The 16,763-nt window shown below is 43.1% G+C and carries 17 protein-coding genes and 1 tRNA gene; 6 read left to right on the top strand and 12 right to left on the bottom strand.

Annotated elements, in window-relative coordinates; all coding sequences use genetic code 11:
• Positions 1-46 precede the first annotated feature (46 nt).
• Both EOD41_RS17310 and EOD41_RS17305 read left to right on the top strand, forming a co-directional pair.
• Positions 47-1,588, top strand: coding sequence for a YifB family Mg chelatase-like AAA ATPase (locus EOD41_RS17310; protein ID WP_127707273.1), 1,542 nt, complete (start codon positions 47-49; stop codon positions 1,586-1,588).
• Between the two features lie 46 nt (positions 1,589-1,634).
• Complete coding sequence (locus tag EOD41_RS17305; RefSeq protein WP_127707271.1) at positions 1,635-1,982, top strand: hypothetical protein; 348 nt, start codon at positions 1,635-1,637, stop codon at positions 1,980-1,982.
• Between the two features lie 120 nt (positions 1,983-2,102).
• Here EOD41_RS17305 and EOD41_RS17300 read toward each other — a convergent pair whose 3' ends face one another.
• The gene (locus EOD41_RS17300; protein WP_127707269.1) at positions 2,103-2,615 is read right to left on the bottom strand and encodes a hypothetical protein; all 513 of its coding nucleotides are present in this window, start codon (positions 2,613-2,615) and stop codon (positions 2,103-2,105) included.
• A gap of 218 nt (positions 2,616-2,833) precedes the next feature.
• Here EOD41_RS17300 and EOD41_RS17295 point away from each other — a divergent pair, with 218 nt between their 5' ends.
• A complete protein-coding gene (locus EOD41_RS17295; protein WP_127707268.1) occupies positions 2,834-3,934 on the top strand; it encodes a DUF4185 domain-containing protein in 1,101 nt (366 codons plus the stop codon).
• Between the two features lie 16 nt (positions 3,935-3,950).
• Here the strand turns inward: EOD41_RS17295 and EOD41_RS17290 are convergent, their stop codons facing one another.
• The 4 genes from EOD41_RS17290 to EOD41_RS17275 are packed head-to-tail and all read right to left on the bottom strand — an operon-like array spanning position 3,951 to position 7,579.
• Positions 3,951-5,192: a PP2C family protein-serine/threonine phosphatase gene (locus tag EOD41_RS17290; protein WP_127707266.1), complete on the bottom strand. Its 1,242-nt coding sequence runs from the start codon at positions 5,190-5,192 to the stop codon at positions 3,951-3,953.
• Positions 5,193-5,235: 43 nt separating this feature from the next.
• A complete protein-coding gene (locus tag EOD41_RS17285; RefSeq protein WP_127707264.1) occupies positions 5,236-6,339 on the bottom strand; it encodes an ABC transporter permease in 1,104 nt (367 codons plus the stop codon).
• Positions 6,340-6,372: 33 nt separating this feature from the next.
• On the bottom strand, positions 6,373-6,720 hold the full coding sequence (locus EOD41_RS17280) for a carboxymuconolactone decarboxylase family protein (RefSeq protein ID WP_127707262.1): 348 nt from the start codon (positions 6,718-6,720) through the stop codon (positions 6,373-6,375).
• Positions 6,721-6,724: 4 nt separating this feature from the next.
• Positions 6,725-7,579, bottom strand: a complete 855-nt coding sequence (locus EOD41_RS17275; protein ID WP_127707260.1) for an AraC family transcriptional regulator — start codon at positions 7,577-7,579, stop codon at positions 6,725-6,727.
• 128 nt (positions 7,580-7,707) lie between these two features.
• Here EOD41_RS17275 and EOD41_RS17270 point away from each other — a divergent pair, with 128 nt between their 5' ends.
• Positions 7,708-8,523, top strand: coding sequence for a phytanoyl-CoA dioxygenase family protein (locus EOD41_RS17270; RefSeq protein WP_127707258.1), 816 nt, complete (start codon positions 7,708-7,710; stop codon positions 8,521-8,523).
• Between the two features lie 55 nt (positions 8,524-8,578).
• Here EOD41_RS17270 and EOD41_RS17265 read toward each other — a convergent pair whose 3' ends face one another.
• From EOD41_RS17265 to EOD41_RS17245, 5 genes are read right to left on the bottom strand one after another with little or no spacing between them, the layout of a single operon-like run.
• A complete protein-coding gene (locus EOD41_RS17265) occupies positions 8,579-9,391 on the bottom strand; it encodes an SDR family oxidoreductase (protein WP_127707256.1) in 813 nt (270 codons plus the stop codon).
• Positions 9,392-9,446: 55 nt separating this feature from the next.
• Positions 9,447-10,406, bottom strand: coding sequence for an L-histidine N(alpha)-methyltransferase (gene egtD / locus EOD41_RS17260; protein ID WP_127707254.1), 960 nt, complete (start codon positions 10,404-10,406; stop codon positions 9,447-9,449).
• Positions 10,407-10,433: 27 nt separating this feature from the next.
• The gene (gene egtB, locus EOD41_RS17255; RefSeq protein ID WP_127707252.1) at positions 10,434-11,585 is read right to left on the bottom strand and encodes an ergothioneine biosynthesis protein EgtB; all 1,152 of its coding nucleotides are present in this window, start codon (positions 11,583-11,585) and stop codon (positions 10,434-10,436) included.
• Positions 11,582-13,150 (bottom strand): ABC transporter permease/substrate-binding protein, encoded by a 1,569-nt coding sequence (locus EOD41_RS17250; protein ID WP_127707250.1) that lies wholly within the window; start codon positions 13,148-13,150, stop codon positions 11,582-11,584. The genes egtB and EOD41_RS17250 overlap by 4 nt, the downstream gene beginning before the upstream one ends.
• Entirely contained in the window at positions 13,143-14,090 is a 948-nt protein-coding gene (locus EOD41_RS17245; protein ID WP_127707248.1) for an ABC transporter ATP-binding protein, read from the bottom strand. Before EOD41_RS17245 ends, EOD41_RS17250 begins: the two co-directional genes overlap by 8 nt.
• 184 nt (positions 14,091-14,274) lie before the next feature.
• On the opposite strand from EOD41_RS17245, the gene EOD41_RS17240 reads away from it, so the two are divergent.
• Positions 14,275-14,346: transfer RNA gene (locus EOD41_RS17240), tRNA-Glu, on the top strand.
• 269 nt (positions 14,347-14,615) lie between these two features.
• Here EOD41_RS17240 and EOD41_RS17235 read toward each other — a convergent pair.
• The gene (locus tag EOD41_RS17235; RefSeq protein WP_205780588.1) at positions 14,616-15,125 is read right to left on the bottom strand and encodes a putative immunity protein; all 510 of its coding nucleotides are present in this window, start codon (positions 15,123-15,125) and stop codon (positions 14,616-14,618) included.
• Between the two features lie 513 nt (positions 15,126-15,638).
• On the opposite strand from EOD41_RS17235, the gene arr reads away from it, so the two are divergent.
• Positions 15,639-16,088, top strand: a complete 450-nt coding sequence (gene arr / locus EOD41_RS21285; RefSeq protein ID WP_394342476.1) for an NAD(+)--rifampin ADP-ribosyltransferase — start codon at positions 15,639-15,641, stop codon at positions 16,086-16,088.
• Between the two features lie 20 nt (positions 16,089-16,108).
• On the opposite strand, the gene EOD41_RS17225 is transcribed toward arr, so the two are convergent.
• Positions 16,109-16,630, bottom strand: a complete 522-nt coding sequence (locus EOD41_RS17225) for a putative immunity protein (protein ID WP_205780587.1) — start codon at positions 16,628-16,630, stop codon at positions 16,109-16,111.
• Positions 16,631-16,763: the final 133 nt, after the last annotated feature.

Genomic DNA, 16,763 nt, shown 5'->3' with positions numbered 1-16,763 from the left:
TGTTCCGTACAAAAACACTATCTTTCGGCTTAAAAACTTTATTACAGTGTTGGTTAAAACTTACGGAAGCGCAGTTTACGGAATACAGGCAATTACTATTACGGTTGAGGTTAATTTAAGCGGCGGCAAGCCGGCTTATTTTATTGTGGGTTTGCCTGATAACGCTGTCCGCGAGTCGTTGCAGCGGGTGGAAAGCGCACTGCAAACCAATGGCTACCGTATGCCCCGACAAAAAATAGTGGTGAACATGGCGCCTGCCGATATTCGCAAGGAAGGATCTGCATACGACCTGACCATTGCTACCGGTGTACTTGCCGCATCAGGACAGATAGAATCGGAAGAACTGGAAAAATACCTGATAATGGGTGAGCTGTCGCTTGATGGCGGCTTGCAGCCAATTAAAGGCGCGTTACCCATTGCCATACAAGCGCGCAAGGAAGGCTATAAAGGGTTCATTTTGCCTAAGCAAAACGCCCGTGAGGCCGCCATTGTGAATGACCTTGAGGTTTACGGAGTACAGAACCTTAAAGAAGTAGCCGACTTTTTCAACGGCGATGTACAGCTGGCTCGCGAAGTGGTAAACACCCGCGAAGAGTTTTACGATAGCCTGAGCAATTATGACAGCGATTTTAGTGAGGTTAAGGGTCAGGAGAATATAAAGCGTGCTTTAGAAATTGCCGCTGCAGGCGGACATAATGTGATACTGATCGGTCCACCAGGAGCCGGAAAGACCATGCTGGCGCGCAGGCTGCCATCGATACTGCCACCATTGAGCTTACATGAATCGCTTGAAACTACCAAGATACATTCGGTTGCCGGAAAGCTGGCAACTAACGACGCGCTGGTGACTGTAAGGCCATTTCGCGCGCCACATCATACAATTTCTGATGTCGCGCTGGTTGGCGGTGGCGGCAATCCGCAGCCGGGCGAGATATCGCTTGCGCATAACGGCGTGCTGTTTCTTGATGAACTGCCTGAGTTTAAACGTTCGGTACTGGAAGTGATGCGTCAACCGCTTGAAGAGCGCCGTGTAACCATATCTCGCGCGAAGTTTACTGTTGATTACCCAAGCAGCTTTATGCTGATAGCCAGTATGAACCCCTGCCCCTGCGGATATTACAATCACCCTGAAAAAGAATGCACCTGCCCGCCGGGCGTAGTACAGAAATATATGAGCAAGGTATCAGGCCCGCTGCTTGATCGTATTGACCTGCACGTTGAAGTAACGCCTGTAAATTTCAGCGAACTATCATCAGAACGTCTTGCCGAAAAGAGTGAGCTGATACGCGAGCGTGTAATTAAAGCGCGTGAAGTACAGTTAGAGCGATTTGGTAGTAAACCCGATCTGCATGCCAACGCGCAGATGAGTCCGCAAATGGTACGTGATATTTGCAAGATCAGCACTGCGGGGCAAACACTACTGAAAAAAGCCATGGAAAAGCTTGGCCTATCTGCCCGGGCCTACGACCGTATATTGAAAGTATCCCGCACCATTGCCGATCTTGCCGGTAGTGAGGATATTCAGCTCGAACATTTAGCCGAGGCTATTCATTTCAGAAGTTTGGATAGAGAGGGCTGGGCAGGATGATGACGTTTTTAAGATTATAATGGAGAGGGTTAGAGGCCTTAAAATTATGAAAACAACTATTGAAGAAACAATAAAGCTGTTCAGTTTAGAGGCAGAAAAAAAAGCTCAAGCAAATGAGGTAGGAGATTCTAAGACCGCCAATAAAAGTTATGACAAAACTATAAAAGCGGTTAAAGTATTAAAAAGTAACGGCAGTATAAGTAGTTTGCTGCCACTGTTAAATGATAATAGGTTAGCAGTAAGAATGACAGCCGCTATTTTTTTACTGTCTAAATATGAGAACATTTCACTTCCTGTATTGGAGGCGATTGCCAGCTCTGAAGGGATATTGGCCTTTACAGCTGAAATGACTATTACAGAATGGAAAAAAGGTAATTTAAATGATTACTTGTAGTTGATTGAAAGCTCTCTTTGATTCTATTTATATTCTAAAGCCTTTTGATGATAACCCTTACATTTCAGGAGTTTGGACAGAGAGGGTTGGGCCGGGTGATAAACATATTTCGTATGATTATTATTTATTATAAACTATATTTATGTCTTTTGTAAAGACACTATTATTGAAATGTTCTTCCAAAGACCTGTATTCTTTATAAAACATTGTTATACTATCATCTCCAATAAATGGCTCAAAAACGAGTGGGATTCTATAAAATTCGTTTAGCGAGATTTTGTTAGGGTTTGGATCATGATATACTATTATTTCGGGAATAGAGTGTAGATCAATTAAAGATTCTATCTCTGTCAAAGATTTAGGCGGGCCATTGAAAATATGGCTTTCACATTCCAAATCAATAGATAAAAAAATATTGATATCGGACATATCAATGTTTTCCTTAGTTATATAGTTAACAACGTAATCGAAAGTCAAATAACTATTTAGTAAAACTTCAGCCTTCGAGAAGAGTTGAAAATCATTTTTGAAAATCTCATCCAAATGAATGTCTTGAGTAAGACCATTGAGTTTTACTTCATCAATAGCTTTACCCAACCATTTGTTAAGCTTTCTTTTAAAAAGTTTATTCATTTCTAATTACCCAATTAACTAACTCTCGCTTAGTGTGCTTGATGTAAAAAAAAATAAATATAAATTTTACAGGCAAATGCTTATAATGAGTATATAGAATTTGTAACATTTTCTTTAAAAACGATCCATTTACGAATAAACTATATCTTTGTTCTTGTATTTACAAGTAACAAAGTGCTTGTACTGTATAAAAACCAACAACTAAACTACTTTTCCTTATGAAAACACAATTACTTGCAGCCTTATTGCTGGCTACAGCATCATCTTTCGCTCAGCAAAAAGAGTTAAAAACATACAGAGACACTACAGCCACAAATTTTTTCAGGTTTGAAACAGGCATGACCTCAGGCGACGGCGGCATGAGCATTGCGCTGGCCGACGGGCGCTCGCTATGGCTTATGGGTGACAGCCATATCAATGATTTCGATCCGGTTACCAAAACCATACCCTGCCTTTTCCAGGTAAATAATTCAGCAGTGCTGCAAGGCGCCAAAAGCTGGAAACAAGCCGATGCCCATACGCTTACAGGTAATGGTCCCGGCCGTAAGAGTTTATTCAAAGCTTCTGTTGATGACAAAGAATTTTACTGGCCGGTATCGGGCATACAGCTAAAAGATACCGTATATGTATTTTGTGCAGGCATAGAGCTTACCAAGGCCGGCGGCATGGGCTTTGCCGGAACTGGTAATTTTGCTTTCGCAAAGATGAAGTTTCCGGAGATGGTAGTTGATGGTTATATACCTTTGAAAGGGAGTAAAATACCTTACGGTATTGGCTTTGTTAAAGAAGGAAAATATGTTTATGCTTACGGACATAATCTTAACAAGGTTGGCATGAGCGAAATTTATGTCGGCCGGTTTTTAGCTGATAAACCTTATACGGCATGGCAATACTGGGATGGCAAAGCCTGGCAGGCTGATGCTACCAAAGCTGCTGTAATTGGCACTACCGATGGCGGTACGCCAATGGTGGCGAAAGTGAAGAACAGGTATGTGCTTGTTGGTTCACAGCTAAGCGTTGGTTGCGACCAGGGTACAGAAATTTATATGGCAAGCAGTGCAAGCCCCACAGGGCCATTCTCTGCAAAAAAGAAGATACACACAATAGATAACCGGGTGAACGGTCACTCACCGTTTTTTTACCTGCCTGCTTTGCACCCGGAATTTATCAACGATAAAAATGAAATACTGCTTACCTACAGCATCAACGGTTATGGTAATTGTGTCGAGTGGTGTATTAATGGCCGTGCTAACCCTGACCATTATCGCTTACAAGGCGTAAGGGTGCCGTTAAAACTAATTGATACGGCTATAAGGTAGGTAACGTTACACGCTGTTAATATAGTCTCAAGGTTAGAAGCGTGATATCATCAATAGGTTTCGCCTTAATGTACCTGTTTATATAATCGAGTATAGCGGTATTGAATTCGTTAGGCAACAACTTGCCATATTTATTTGCCAGGGTAATAAGTTTATCTTCGTTCCAGCTTTTTGAAACATCGGGTTCGCGGTCCATCAAACCATCGGTATAACTGAAAATAAGTGTATCCTTATCAACATCCATTTCACCCTGGTTTAAAAAAGGCAATTCATCAAACACACCTATCATGGTAGTACCCAGTTTAAGTTGCGCAGCGCCACTTCCTGCGGCATATAATATTGCAGGATTATGCCCAGCATTAATATAGTTAAGTTTGCGGGTTTTCTTGTTGTACCGGGCTAAAAACAATGTAATAAAACGCTCACCTTTGGTATTACGGGTAAGTATCTTGTTTAAACGATCTACAATAGTTGTCAGGTCGTCCTCAACTGTAGCCCATGCACGTAAACTTGCCTGAAAGTTTGCCATCAGCAAGGCCGCTGATATACCCTTTCCTGATACATCAGCTATACACCATAAATATTCATTTTCATTTATTTTAATGAAATCGAAATAATCGCCGCCAACGTTTTGATGGGGCAGGTACCGTGCACTTAATTCAATGCTTTCATCCTTATATTGCTGTACGGGTATAAGCATATTTTGAACCTCACCTGCAAGTTCCATTTCACGCTGAAAACGTTCGGATTGCAAGCGCTCTTTAAACAACTTTTTGTTTTCGAGACCTACCAATACAACATTAATAAGCGTTTGTATAAAATTAAGATCGTTGCTCAGCATTTCCTCAGATGAAGAAAATTCGCCTATAAGCGCATAAGCAACCGGTTTATTTTTAAGATAGATCGGAATAAAATAGTCGTAGTTTGAAAGAACAGGATTTTTGGGATTGTTTACATGTACCGGCTCCTGTATCTTTTTAAATTGCTTGCACGCCTTAAACAACTCGCCCGTGGGTTCAAATTTGCCGCCATATTTAGCTATGCAGATGTAAGCGCCCTCACTTTCAATTAAAAAACGCAGGCGGCCTATCTGCAGATAATTCTGGCATATCACCTCGAGCATTTGAATAAGCACGGGCGTGGCCATATTTTTATTTATAGCCCGCGTTATTTCGAGTAAAGAGTTTAGTTCCGACTGCCGTTTTAATAACAGCCTGATCAGATCATCTTCTACAGAATTAGCTTCACTTTGCTGCATTGGTTTATACAAGCCCCTCTTGGATAAAAGTAGAAAATATTTTTTACACCCGAATATTTTGCGATCTTATATCAAAAGCGTCGCGCAGGCCAACAGTAATCAGGTTAAAGGCATATACCGTAAGCATAATGGCTATGCCGGGTATTAGCGCCAGATATGCCGCGTTCATTACAATGTAACCATAATGCTCCTTTATCATACCGCCCCAGGTAGGCATTGGCGGTTGAGCGCCAAAGCCTAAAAAGCTAAGCCCTGATTCCAACAATATCGCAGAAGCAAAGTTGGACGAAGCAATCACCAGCACAGCGCCAATTATGTTAGGTAGAATGTGTTTGACAATAATACGGACATTGCCAAAGCCAAGCGCATGAGCGGCTTCTATGTATTCCATTTGTTTTATGGCGATCACCTGTCCGCGCACCAGCCTTGCCACTTCTACCCACATGGATAAGCCTACCGCTACAAATATTTGCCACATGCCTTTACCCAACGCAAATGAGATTGCTATAACAAGCAGCAATGCCGGTAACGACCAGAGGATATTCGTCAACCAGCTTAAAGCGGCGTCTATCTTCCCGCCGAAGTAACCGGCTACGGCACCGATTGTAATGCCCAACAACAAACTGATGACTACTGAAATTAAACCAACGGCTAATGAAACCCGTGTGCCCAGCATTAACCGGCTCAGCAGATCGCGGCCATACATATCGGTACCCAGCCAATAGGTCTTTTTAACAATCTCCCAGGTATTCCCTCTTTTAGCTTCAGGGGCAAAATAGCTTTTTACTTCAGGTTTGTCTTCATCGCCAATGTACTCATCAACCCTAAGTGAGTCGCCTGCACGGCTGTAAGCAGTTACCGGGATCTCTGAAAAAGAATCGGGCTGCCCCGAAAGCATTTTTTCAAAAAAACTCACTTTAGCCGGCGAGTCGGCTTTTTTTAAGCGAAGTATAGTAAATGTGGTTCCGGGCTTTTTCAGGCTGATCTGTAACAGCATATTATTTGCCTGCGGCGTATCGTCGGGCATTATCAAATAGCCGAGTACTGATACCACTACACATATCAAAATAAACACAAGCCCGCCCACGGCAAATTTGTTCCGCCTGAAAATTCTCCATGCGCGCCGTGAGTTTGTCAGTTCAGCCAATTTGTAAAGTTATCGGCCTAATATATGAAAGTATTAAGCAGATTGTGTCAGCTCATCCCAATATTCAACCGCCCGGCGGTAATGCGGAATCACTATTGATCCGCCTACCAGGTTTGCGATCATGAACACTTCATTTATTTCATCGTGATTAACACCGGCTTCGTGGCACTTGCCAAGATGGTATTTAATACAATCATCACAACGCAGCACCATTGAGGCTACAAGGCCCAGCATCTCCTTAGTTTTAACATCCAGCGCGCCTTCGGCATACGTAGTAGTATCAAGCGCGAAAAAACGTTTGATGTTTGTATTGGCCGTAGCCATAATCCTGTCGTTCATTTTAGTACGATAGGCATTAAATTCTTCTTCCAGCTTTCCCATTTTCTTAATGCATAAATTTCTTACGGTAATTAAGCGGGCTTAACTTCATCTTACTTTTAAATGTTTTATAAAAGTGCGATACATCGCCAAAACCACTCTCCAGCGCAATTTCTGATACCGGCTTATCCGTTTGTACCAGCTGCTGTGTGGCGTAATTTATCCGGTATTCAATTATAGTTTCAAAAAAGGTTTTACGCGTGGTTTTTTTGAAAAATTTACAAAAGGCATTAGGCGTCATGTTGGCGATGCCCGCGGCTTCATCAAGCGATATCTGTTTCCGGAAATTATCAACCAGGTAGGCGAATACCGGGTTAATACGCTGCTGTTCGCTCACACTTATGGTTGCTATATTGCTGTTCGGGTCGAGCAGTTTATACCTTTCGTCAGCCGCCAGTTGATGTAAAATATCAAGCAAAGCGATTAACTTTATAAAATCATTCTTTTCATCTTTAAGCCTGATAAGGCTTTCGGCCATCTCCTGCCGCTTATCTTCATTAAAGCTGATACCGCTTTTACTTTTTTGCAGCAGCTTATTGATGTAACGCAATTCGTAACGGTTAAAAAAATCGGCGCCTAAAAAGTTACCGGTGAACTGTATTACAAAAGCGCCCGCGTTTTCTTCCTCTTCATCATCCAGTTTCCAGCAATGCGGGATATTTGGCCCAAGAAGCACGAGGTCGCCGCTTGAAAAATTTTCCATATGGCTGCCCGCATACCGTTTACCATGACCTTTGATAATATAGGTAAGCTCATACTCTTCATGAAAATGATATGGCGCCTGAAAGGCTGACGCGTGAAATTCGCGTGCTAAAAACGACTGCTTGTCGGGGTGCTGAATAACCTCATAAGAAGCTTTCATAATTGATTATTTTAATTTAAATATAGTATTTATATTTCAAATGGATAAAATAAACCATTATGAGGCTAATGTAACTATTTTATTTAACTAAAAACAACTGCACTTTTGGAAGTATAAACCAATATGTAATGAATACACAGACGCTACCTGAATTGAACGATACCAGGCAACTGCCTGCTGATATTGTAAACGAATTTCGTGAAAAGGGACATACACTTGTTAGAGGCGTATTATCTACTGAAGAGGTTGAAGCATTTCGTCCGGTAATAACCAACGCCGCAGAAAAATACAATACCGAAAAGCGCAGCATGGAAGAACGCGACACTTACGGAAAGGCGTTTTTACAGATAATGAACCTATGGCGTGTTGACGAAGACACTAAAAAATATGTGTTCGCCAAACGTTTTGCTAAAATTGCTGCAGACCTGCTTGGCGTTGAAAATGTGCGTTTGTATCATGATCAGGCGTTGTATAAAGAACCGGGTGGCGGCCCTACTCCATGGCATCAAGACCAGTATTACTGGCCTATCGACTCACACGATACCGTAACTATGTGGATGCCGCTGGTTGATATTGATGTGGATATGGGCATGCTTACTTTCGCTTCAAACTCTTTTGATAAAGGAGCAATATTTGATAATGAAATTTCAGACGCATCTGAAACGGCATTTGACGATTACGTAAAACAACATGGCTTTAACATCACCTGTGCTGAAACCATGAAAGCCGGCGATGCTACGTTTCATCGAGGATTTACCATACATAAAGCTCCCGGAAACAATTCAGACACCATGCGTGAAGTAATGACAGTGATCTACATCGCCGATGGTGCCAAAATTACTGAGCCTAAAAACAAATATCAGGTTGACGACCACCGCAAATGGCTTGACGGCAAACCCGTAGGCGGCTTTGTTGATTCGGAACTTAACCCGAAACTTTTATAGCAATTAATTAAATAGTCTATACTTTGAAGAGCCCCGGAAACGGGGCCTTTTTGTTTTATACGCCGCTGAATACCGAGAAACCTCCATCAACATTAATAATGGTTCCGGTAACAAACTTTGAAGCATCGCTAAGCAGATATATCAACGCGCCAACCAGTTCTTGCGGCTTCCCAAAACGTTTGTAAGGGGTATTTTGTAACACCAACTTGCCTCGTTCGGTATAGCTGCCGTCGGGGTTGGTAAGCAAGGCACGGTTTTGTTCGGTTAAGAAAAAGCCGGGCGCGATAGCATTCATGCGTATGGCATCTCCGTAACGGTTAGCTGCCTCAACGGCGAACCACTGATTGTACGAATCAACTGCAGCTTTAGCTATGCTGTAACCCAACACCTTTGTGATGACATGCTTTGACGACATGGAAGAAATATTTACAATGCTTCCGTTGCCATTTTTTGCCATTACTTCACCAAATACCTGTGTAGGAATAATAGTTCCCCAAAGGTTAAGGTCGAGCACCTGGCGTAAGCCTTCAAAATTCAGCTTAAAAATGTCATCGCCAGGTTGAATGATACCGCCCGGCATATTGCCGCCTGCGCCGTTCACCAAACCATCTATCCGGCCGTATTTCGTTAGCACTTTTTCACACGCGGAAATAAGATCATTTTCGTCAAGCACATTAGCAATAAGCGCGATGGCCTTCCCGCCGCCAGCAATTATATTTTGGGCGCGTTCATTGGCAATTTTTTCGTTACGGCCCAGTATTCCAACTATACCACCTGCTTGTGCGATGCCTTTTGTAAATGCTTCGCCCAATACGCCTGTACCGCCGGTTACTATTATTACTTTATCTTTTAAAGGAAGGGTTTCCATTGCAAAAGGTTTATATCAGCTGTCAAAAATAGCGCTCAATTGCTGACAATGGAAATCATTCAGCCACCAACACCGCGTCCATAAACCAATGTTTACTATCAAACAGGTGATCGCTGGTGTTGAAACGTGCATTTGCTGCCATCTGATCAATTTGATTCACCGTATATTTCTGTGAAATCTCCATCCAGATGTATTCATCTTTCTTAAAGAAAATTTGCTCATCATTTATAGTCATAGTTTGTTCGGATGTGCTGATCAGGTAGCTTTTGCATGAACCGGTTTCGGGGTCGTAGCTGCAATAATGTTCAAACTTATCTATATCAAAATCAGCATTAAACTCCCGGTTTATACGCTCGAGCAAATTAAGGTTGAATTGTTTTGTAACCCCTTGCTTATCATCATATGCAGCGCGAATAATTCGCGGATTTTTTTTCAGGTCGACGCCCACAAGCGCCATATCACCGGGTGATAGATGCCTGCGCATTTCGTTCAAAAATTCCTGCGCGTCGTTAACCGGCATATTGCCAATGTTCGATCCAAGAAACAGCACCACTTTACGGCGATTTGATATAGAGGCCGCTTTTTTCAGCATCTCGAAATATTCTCCATTAAGTCCTTCCAGTTTCAAACCGGGCAGCTTAGCAGGCAGTTCATCGTTAAGCAGCTGTATTACATGCGCCGAAATATCAATGGGCATATAAGTGAAATCAGCACCTTTATACAATAACTCCTTTAACAAATGAATGGATTTTGTAGCATCTCCGGCGCCAAGCTCAATCAGGTCGAACGGCTCGCCGCCGCTGCGTACGGTTTCAGCAAGCGCATCCGCCTGGCTGGTGAAAATATCCATTTCGCAACCCGTTAAATAATATTCCGGACTGTTCATAATCTGCTGAAACAGCACGTCACCCTTTTCGTCATAAAAATATTTCGACTGAAGATGCTTTGGCTCAGCCTTGAGACCGGTAATTACATCATTTAAAAACTGGCTGTTAACTGTAGTAGTTTCCGGCATATTGGTGGTTATTATGAGGTATATAGGTTATTTAGCAAGGCGTATGCCAGTAAACTGCCAACGTAGGTTGGTTTGAAAAAAATTGCGGTAAGTAGCACGGCTGTGGCCCGGTGGTGTTACTTCTGACGCGCCACGAAGTACCTTTTGATTCACCATAAACTTGCCGTTGTATTCACCAATGGCGCCCGGCGCTTTAGCAAAACCCGGGTAAGGCAGATAAGAACTTTCGGTCCACTCCCAGCGGCTACCCCAGTTAAACTTCGCTGATGCTGCTTCCCATTCAAACTCGGTTGGTAAACGCAGGCCTTTCCACGTGGCGTAAGCATAAGCCTCAAAGTAGCTGATGTGCGTTACAGGCTGTTGCAAGTGCAACGGCTCTAAGCCGTGAAAAGTGTATTGATGCCATTTTCCATCAATATTATACCAGTACATGGGCGCTTCAACCTTATTTGTGTTTACCCAATCCCAGCCCTCAGCATGCCAATGCCTGAAATCATGATATCCGCCGGCGTTGATAAACTCAAGGTATTCGGCATTAGTAACCAGCTGTGCACTTATACTATAAGCGTTCAGGTAAACTTTATGCCGGTTCAGTTCATTGTCAAAACAAAAACTTTCGCCAGTAAAGCCAATTTCATAAATGCCTTCGTTCATGCTAATGAAATCGGTAACTGCATTACCATCAACCTTAGGTACTTTATAATTGCTGTTGTAAGCGGGAAATAATGGATTGTGCCCCAATATGTATTTAATATCGGTAAGTAACAGCTCCTGATGCTGCTCTTCATGGTTAAAGCCAAGTATCAACAGTTCTTCTATTTCTTTGGAGATTTTTCCACACAAGAAATTATACATGGCTTCATCAACATACTTGCGGTAGCTGTAGATGTCTATAACCGTTGGCCGGCTTAAATTTCCCCTGTCTGTACGAATTACACGAGCCCCCACCGACTCGTAATAGCTGTTGAATACGTAATTATACTCAGGATTGAATTCTCGGTATTCAGCAAAATAGGGTTTTAGGATAAATGTTTCAAAAAACCAGGTGGTATGCCCCAGATGCCATTTAGGCGGGCTTACAAATTCAACCGGCTGAACCACATAGTCTTCCGTTTGCAGCGGACTACAAATATCAGCGGTATGCTGGCGTACAGTTTGGTAACGTTCGGCTAAAGTCATTTATCAAGGTATCGTGTCAGCTCGGATATGCTTTTAACACCCAACTGGTCAGCTTGTTTTTGCCGCATCATTAAAGCGTATGCATTGTTAAAACCTATTGGGGTAAGCCATTTTATCCGGTAACGTTTATAAAATTCGGTTTTAACAAAGTTGTAAGTTTTATTTTTATCTGATGTTAACGAATTGACAGTTTTTACGGGCGCCTGCAAAATGGCGATCAGGCCGGTGCCAGTGTATTCAGGGTAAAAATCTATCTGGTTATTGGCAAGTGCGTCGAAACAAATTTTAGTGCCGCCGAGGCCCGTTTTAGTTGATACACCATAATCTGTATAACCTTTTATCAGCATATTGTAAATATGGGCCAGTATGTATTGTTCGCCAAATATTTTTGAACCAATACGCACGATGCCACCAGTACCACTACGGGCTGGTTTATAAAGACCAACTTGTTTCAAAAAATCTTCAGCCACTTTTTCGGGCGCTTGATGCAGGTAATCGGTACGATAATTTAGCTCTGTCATTATTGAATCCGTTATCTTTCCTGCAAGAAGATTGAGCGTCTGCTCCAATTCAGGGAACTTTACAAGAGCCTGTTCACTAACAATCGGCGCCGCATAATACGGCGGGAAGATATGTTTATCATCATCAAGTACTATTAGATCGTAAGCTGTTAACCGCCCATCTGTTGAGTATCCGCTGATTACGTCAAGCTTTTTCTCATAAGCGGCTTTATACATTACGGCATCGTTAATTACAACAGTATGTATTTTCAAACCGTATTTGCTTCGCAGGCCGAGGTTACCATCCTGCCTTCCCATAAATTCGGGGGTAAATCCGGCTGTCAATTTGCTCCCATAAGCCGATGGAATGAAATATAACGATGCCAGCGCTAAAACCACAAGCGGCAATACTGCCAAGCCTGTTTTTACTTTTTTTAGATTGTACTTTTGTAATCGCGACAGCAGGAAATCAAACACTAAAGCCAGCAATGCCGCCGGTATGGCGCCTGCAAGTATCATATTGGTATTGTTAAGCGATATACCGCCGAAGATAAATTCGCCAAGCCCGCCTGCGGCGATGTATGATGCCAGTGTTGCCACGCCTACATTGATAACCGTTGCTGTGCGGACACCCGCCAGTATCACAGGCATGGCCAGTGGCAGTTCAACTTTTTTAAGCACCTGCCACCTGCTCATGCCCATGGCCAGTGCAGCTTCTTTTACCGATGCATCAATGCCGATTACGCCTGTATAAGTATTTTGGATAATAGGCAACAGCGCATATAACAACAAAGCAACTATAGCTGGCTTGGGGCCAATGCCAAGGACCGGAATCATAAAACCCAGTAACGCTATGCTGGGGATAGTTTGTAAAATGCCGGCTAAACTTAATACGGTTCCCGATAAGTTTCTTCTGCGGGCGATTAATATGCCCAGCGGCAAACCGATGATTACCGCTATCAATAACGATATAAAGGTGAGCCCTATATGTTCAAGCGCTTGTGATAACAGCTTGTCCGACTGTTCACGCATAAAATCGAGCAAGGTTTGTCGCTGTTCATTCATGGCGGTAGTTTTTATATGCCGACATCAATTGTTCAAGCGTTATTGACCGTGAAGCGACGCCAGTGCCTGTCACCTGTATGCTTTCGGCTTTGCCGGATGTAAATATCTCCATAGCATGCCACAGGCTATCTTTAGCATTTACTGTAACCGAACTCTGTTGTACCACATTTGGAAAAGTATCCCATATATCAGCCAGTTTTACCGATTGCAATTCCAACTGTAATCGTTGCTCGTGCAAAAAATCACTTATAAAATTATTTGCAGGCTTAAACAACAGATCAGCCGGGACACCTTCTTGTACTAAAACTCCTTTATCCATTATACCAATGCGGTCGCCCAATTCAAACGCTTCCTGTATATCGTGGGTAACCATTACGATGGTTTTGCGCTTCAGCTCATCAAGATTTTTGAATTCCGCCTGGATTTTTGCGCGTGTAACGTTATCAAGGGCACCCAGGGGTTCATCCATCAGCAGCACCGGCGGATCGGCTATCAGTGCGCGGGCCAGTCCTACTCTTTGCTGCTGACCGCCGCTTAGTTTATTGGGATACTTATTTAACTCACCCGAACTTAAATGCAGCTTTTCAAGAAGTTCATAGGTGCGGTTTCTTATTTTTTTATCGTCCCATTTAAGTAGTCGAGGAACTACAGCAATATTTTCGGCAACCGTATAATGTGGGAACAAGCCATTGTTTTGCAATACATAGCCAATGCTTCTGCGTAGTATCTCGGGCGACTGGTCATTAATATTTCTACCGTTTATGAATATTGTGCCGCTTGTGGGTTCAATAAGACGGTTAAGCATTTTAAGGGTAGTTGTCTTTCCACAGCCGCTTGTGCCAAGTAAAACAAAGGTTTCGCCCTCGTTTATCTCCAAGGACACTTCATTTACCGCCTGTATAGCACCAAAGTGTTTACTTAATCGGTCTACCTTTATCATCCAATATGCTTTCTAACACCGAATGTACAATTATTTGTGACACAGGCAATTTAGTAACAATTATAATTAATACGCTTTGTAAGCTTTAAAGGGCACATTTTGATGCCGGAAAAGAATTTTAAAAAAGTTTAAATATTTTTTTGCTTTGTTAATGAAACGTATATCTTTGCAGTCCCAAAGCAATGGCCCGTTCGTCTAGGGGTTAGGACGCAAGATTTTCATTCTTGAAACAGGGGTTCGATTCCCCTACGGGCTACTTGATGGGAAAGGTTCAAATTCAATGAACTTTTCCCATTTTTTTTTGCCTTTTAATTTGCTGTTTATCAGCAAGATAAGTCCAAGTGGTTCGCTTAGCCTGGCGGTTCGATGTTGCATTCCGTCAATATAGATATAAAACTCCCTATTCGCTCGTTCTTTTTATATCCGGTTCTATTGCTTACCCATAAAAAAGCACTTGGCACCGATATGGAATACCTTAGACAGGCGTTGAACGCAAATTATAACAAATGAGCACAGAATTATGGATCAAATCCTTTCATCCAGCTTCTTTTGCTGCCAGGTCGCTTTTACAAGCTCCTGAAGCTGAACAGGTAGAACCAACAACCTTTCCTCCTGCCACCGTTTTTCGGTCGCCAGTTCCAGGCCAGCCAGTTTAATTGCTTTGAGTGCGTAATAAGCACCGCCGAGTGAATGATCAGCCATATGAGCGGTCGCAACGGCCTGACCCGCTGCCCTGGCGATGGCTTTGTGGGTTTCGTTCGTGGAAACTCTGGCCGCAGCATGTGCCCCAAGTGACTTTTTCATACAATCCCCAGTTGATGTCTTACCATTTTCCCAAGCCGCCGCCGTTACTAAAGCATCTATGATACGCTGATCAACTTCGGGACCCGCTAAATGCAATACATGCTCTACGCATTCTCTGGCCCATCTGATCAATTGCTGCCGGTCAGACAGTGATAGCGGCCCGCCCCGGTGCGCGGCGATCCAATGATATCGTTTAGATCGTTGTGCCTGTTCCTTGCTCGTCATTTTCATAATGGCAAGTTATGGAATCGAAAATAATATCCTGAAGTATATCACTGCGGCATGTATCGCACGTGCTGGGTTTGCCTGCCTTCCGACTCCGGTTGTTTGTAGAGATAACGCAAAAATCAGTGTCCTGGTACGCTTGAAAAAATATACTTGAAATCCTGTTTTTTTATCCGTCCGGCCAATTATTTTCGAAGGAATAACGGCATTTTCAAGAAAACAACTATGGAATTCAACCCCCAAAATCACATCATACAGCTTTGCATACAGGGTATGCAAATGGAAGAGACCGGTAATGTTCAAAAGGCACTTGAATTTTTTATGCAGGCATGGAACCAAGCATCAAACGACTTTGAGAAATTTACTGCGGCCTGGTTTGTTGCCCGATCTCAGTCAGGTAATACTGACAAACTCCGGTGGTATGAAATCGCCTTACAGCTGGCTTTAAAGATCGATAATGACGCCGTCCGGGGGGCATTGCCTTCGCTTCATACCCATATCGCTCAATGTTATGAAGAACTGGGTGAATCGGACCAGGCAAAAAAGCATTCCCGGTTAGCGCTCGAAAATGTTAGTCAACCTGTTGATAAGGGGCCATTTTATCACGGAACAAGGGCTAACCTCAAGCAGGGAGACCTGCTTACAGCCGGATGGACGTCTAATTATCATGAAAGCCTAGTCATGAACCACATTTATTTCACCGCCCTCATCAACGGGGCCGGCTTGGCTGCCGCCTTAGCAAGAGGTAACGACCCGGAGCGTGTTTATATCGTGAAGCCTATCGGCGCATTCGAGAATGACCCCAATGTCACCAACAAAAAGTTCCCCGGCAATCCCACCCGGTCTTACCGAACGAAAGAACCGCTGAAAGTTATTGGCGAAGTAGGCGATTGGCAGCGACTCACGGACGAACAGCTTCAGCAATGGCGCGAGAAATTAGCGGCGAATAAAGGCGAGATCATCAATTGAAAAGAAGAAATTAGATCTCGTTAAGTAAATGCCTTCAATCTGTTTAAAAACTTAATCACGGCTTGTTCAACCTTTCCAAAGACCTGGTGGAGATGAATGTGCGTATCTGATCGGTATTTTTCATTTTTTACATTGTAAATACTACATCTAATTTTTGATAGTCTGATAAAGTTAACAATCAAAACGTTCCGACAGATCGGGTTTCTTAACCTTTGATCGTCAAGAACAAGGTCACGTATTTGATCAGGAAGCTGATCTCTTTGCCAGGCGCATTCTATTTTACCACTTGCCTCTGCAAAATCTTTTACGACTGACGCTTTAACAGCTTTTATGGCGTAGGCGGCAGCACCAAGATCATGAGCGGCAACATGTGCAGTTACTGCCGCCTGACCAGCTGCATAGGCCGCATATCGAGGAGCTCCTTTTAAGTCTCTTGCCGCAGACATTGCACGACCACCGTAGGCGCGGCAATCCATCATTTTGATTTCACCTTGCACCCACGCTCGGATCTTTTCTATGGCCTCCCGGGGGCGAGTGTCCAATGGCCTTGTAACCCTCCCTTAGTTCGGACTGGTGTTTTATAGACTTATTTAATTCAAAAATATAATTATTGTTGTTGGAACTGTGGAGATGTTGGAAACTCGGTAGAGTTTTCAATATCTCCACAGTTTAGCT

Source organism: Mucilaginibacter limnophilus, assembly GCF_004005815.1.
Taxonomy (GTDB): domain Bacteria; phylum Bacteroidota; class Bacteroidia; order Sphingobacteriales; family Sphingobacteriaceae; genus Mucilaginibacter; species Mucilaginibacter limnophilus.
Note: the sequence above shows the minus strand (reverse complement) of the source record. Positions and strands in the feature narration are given on the sequence as shown.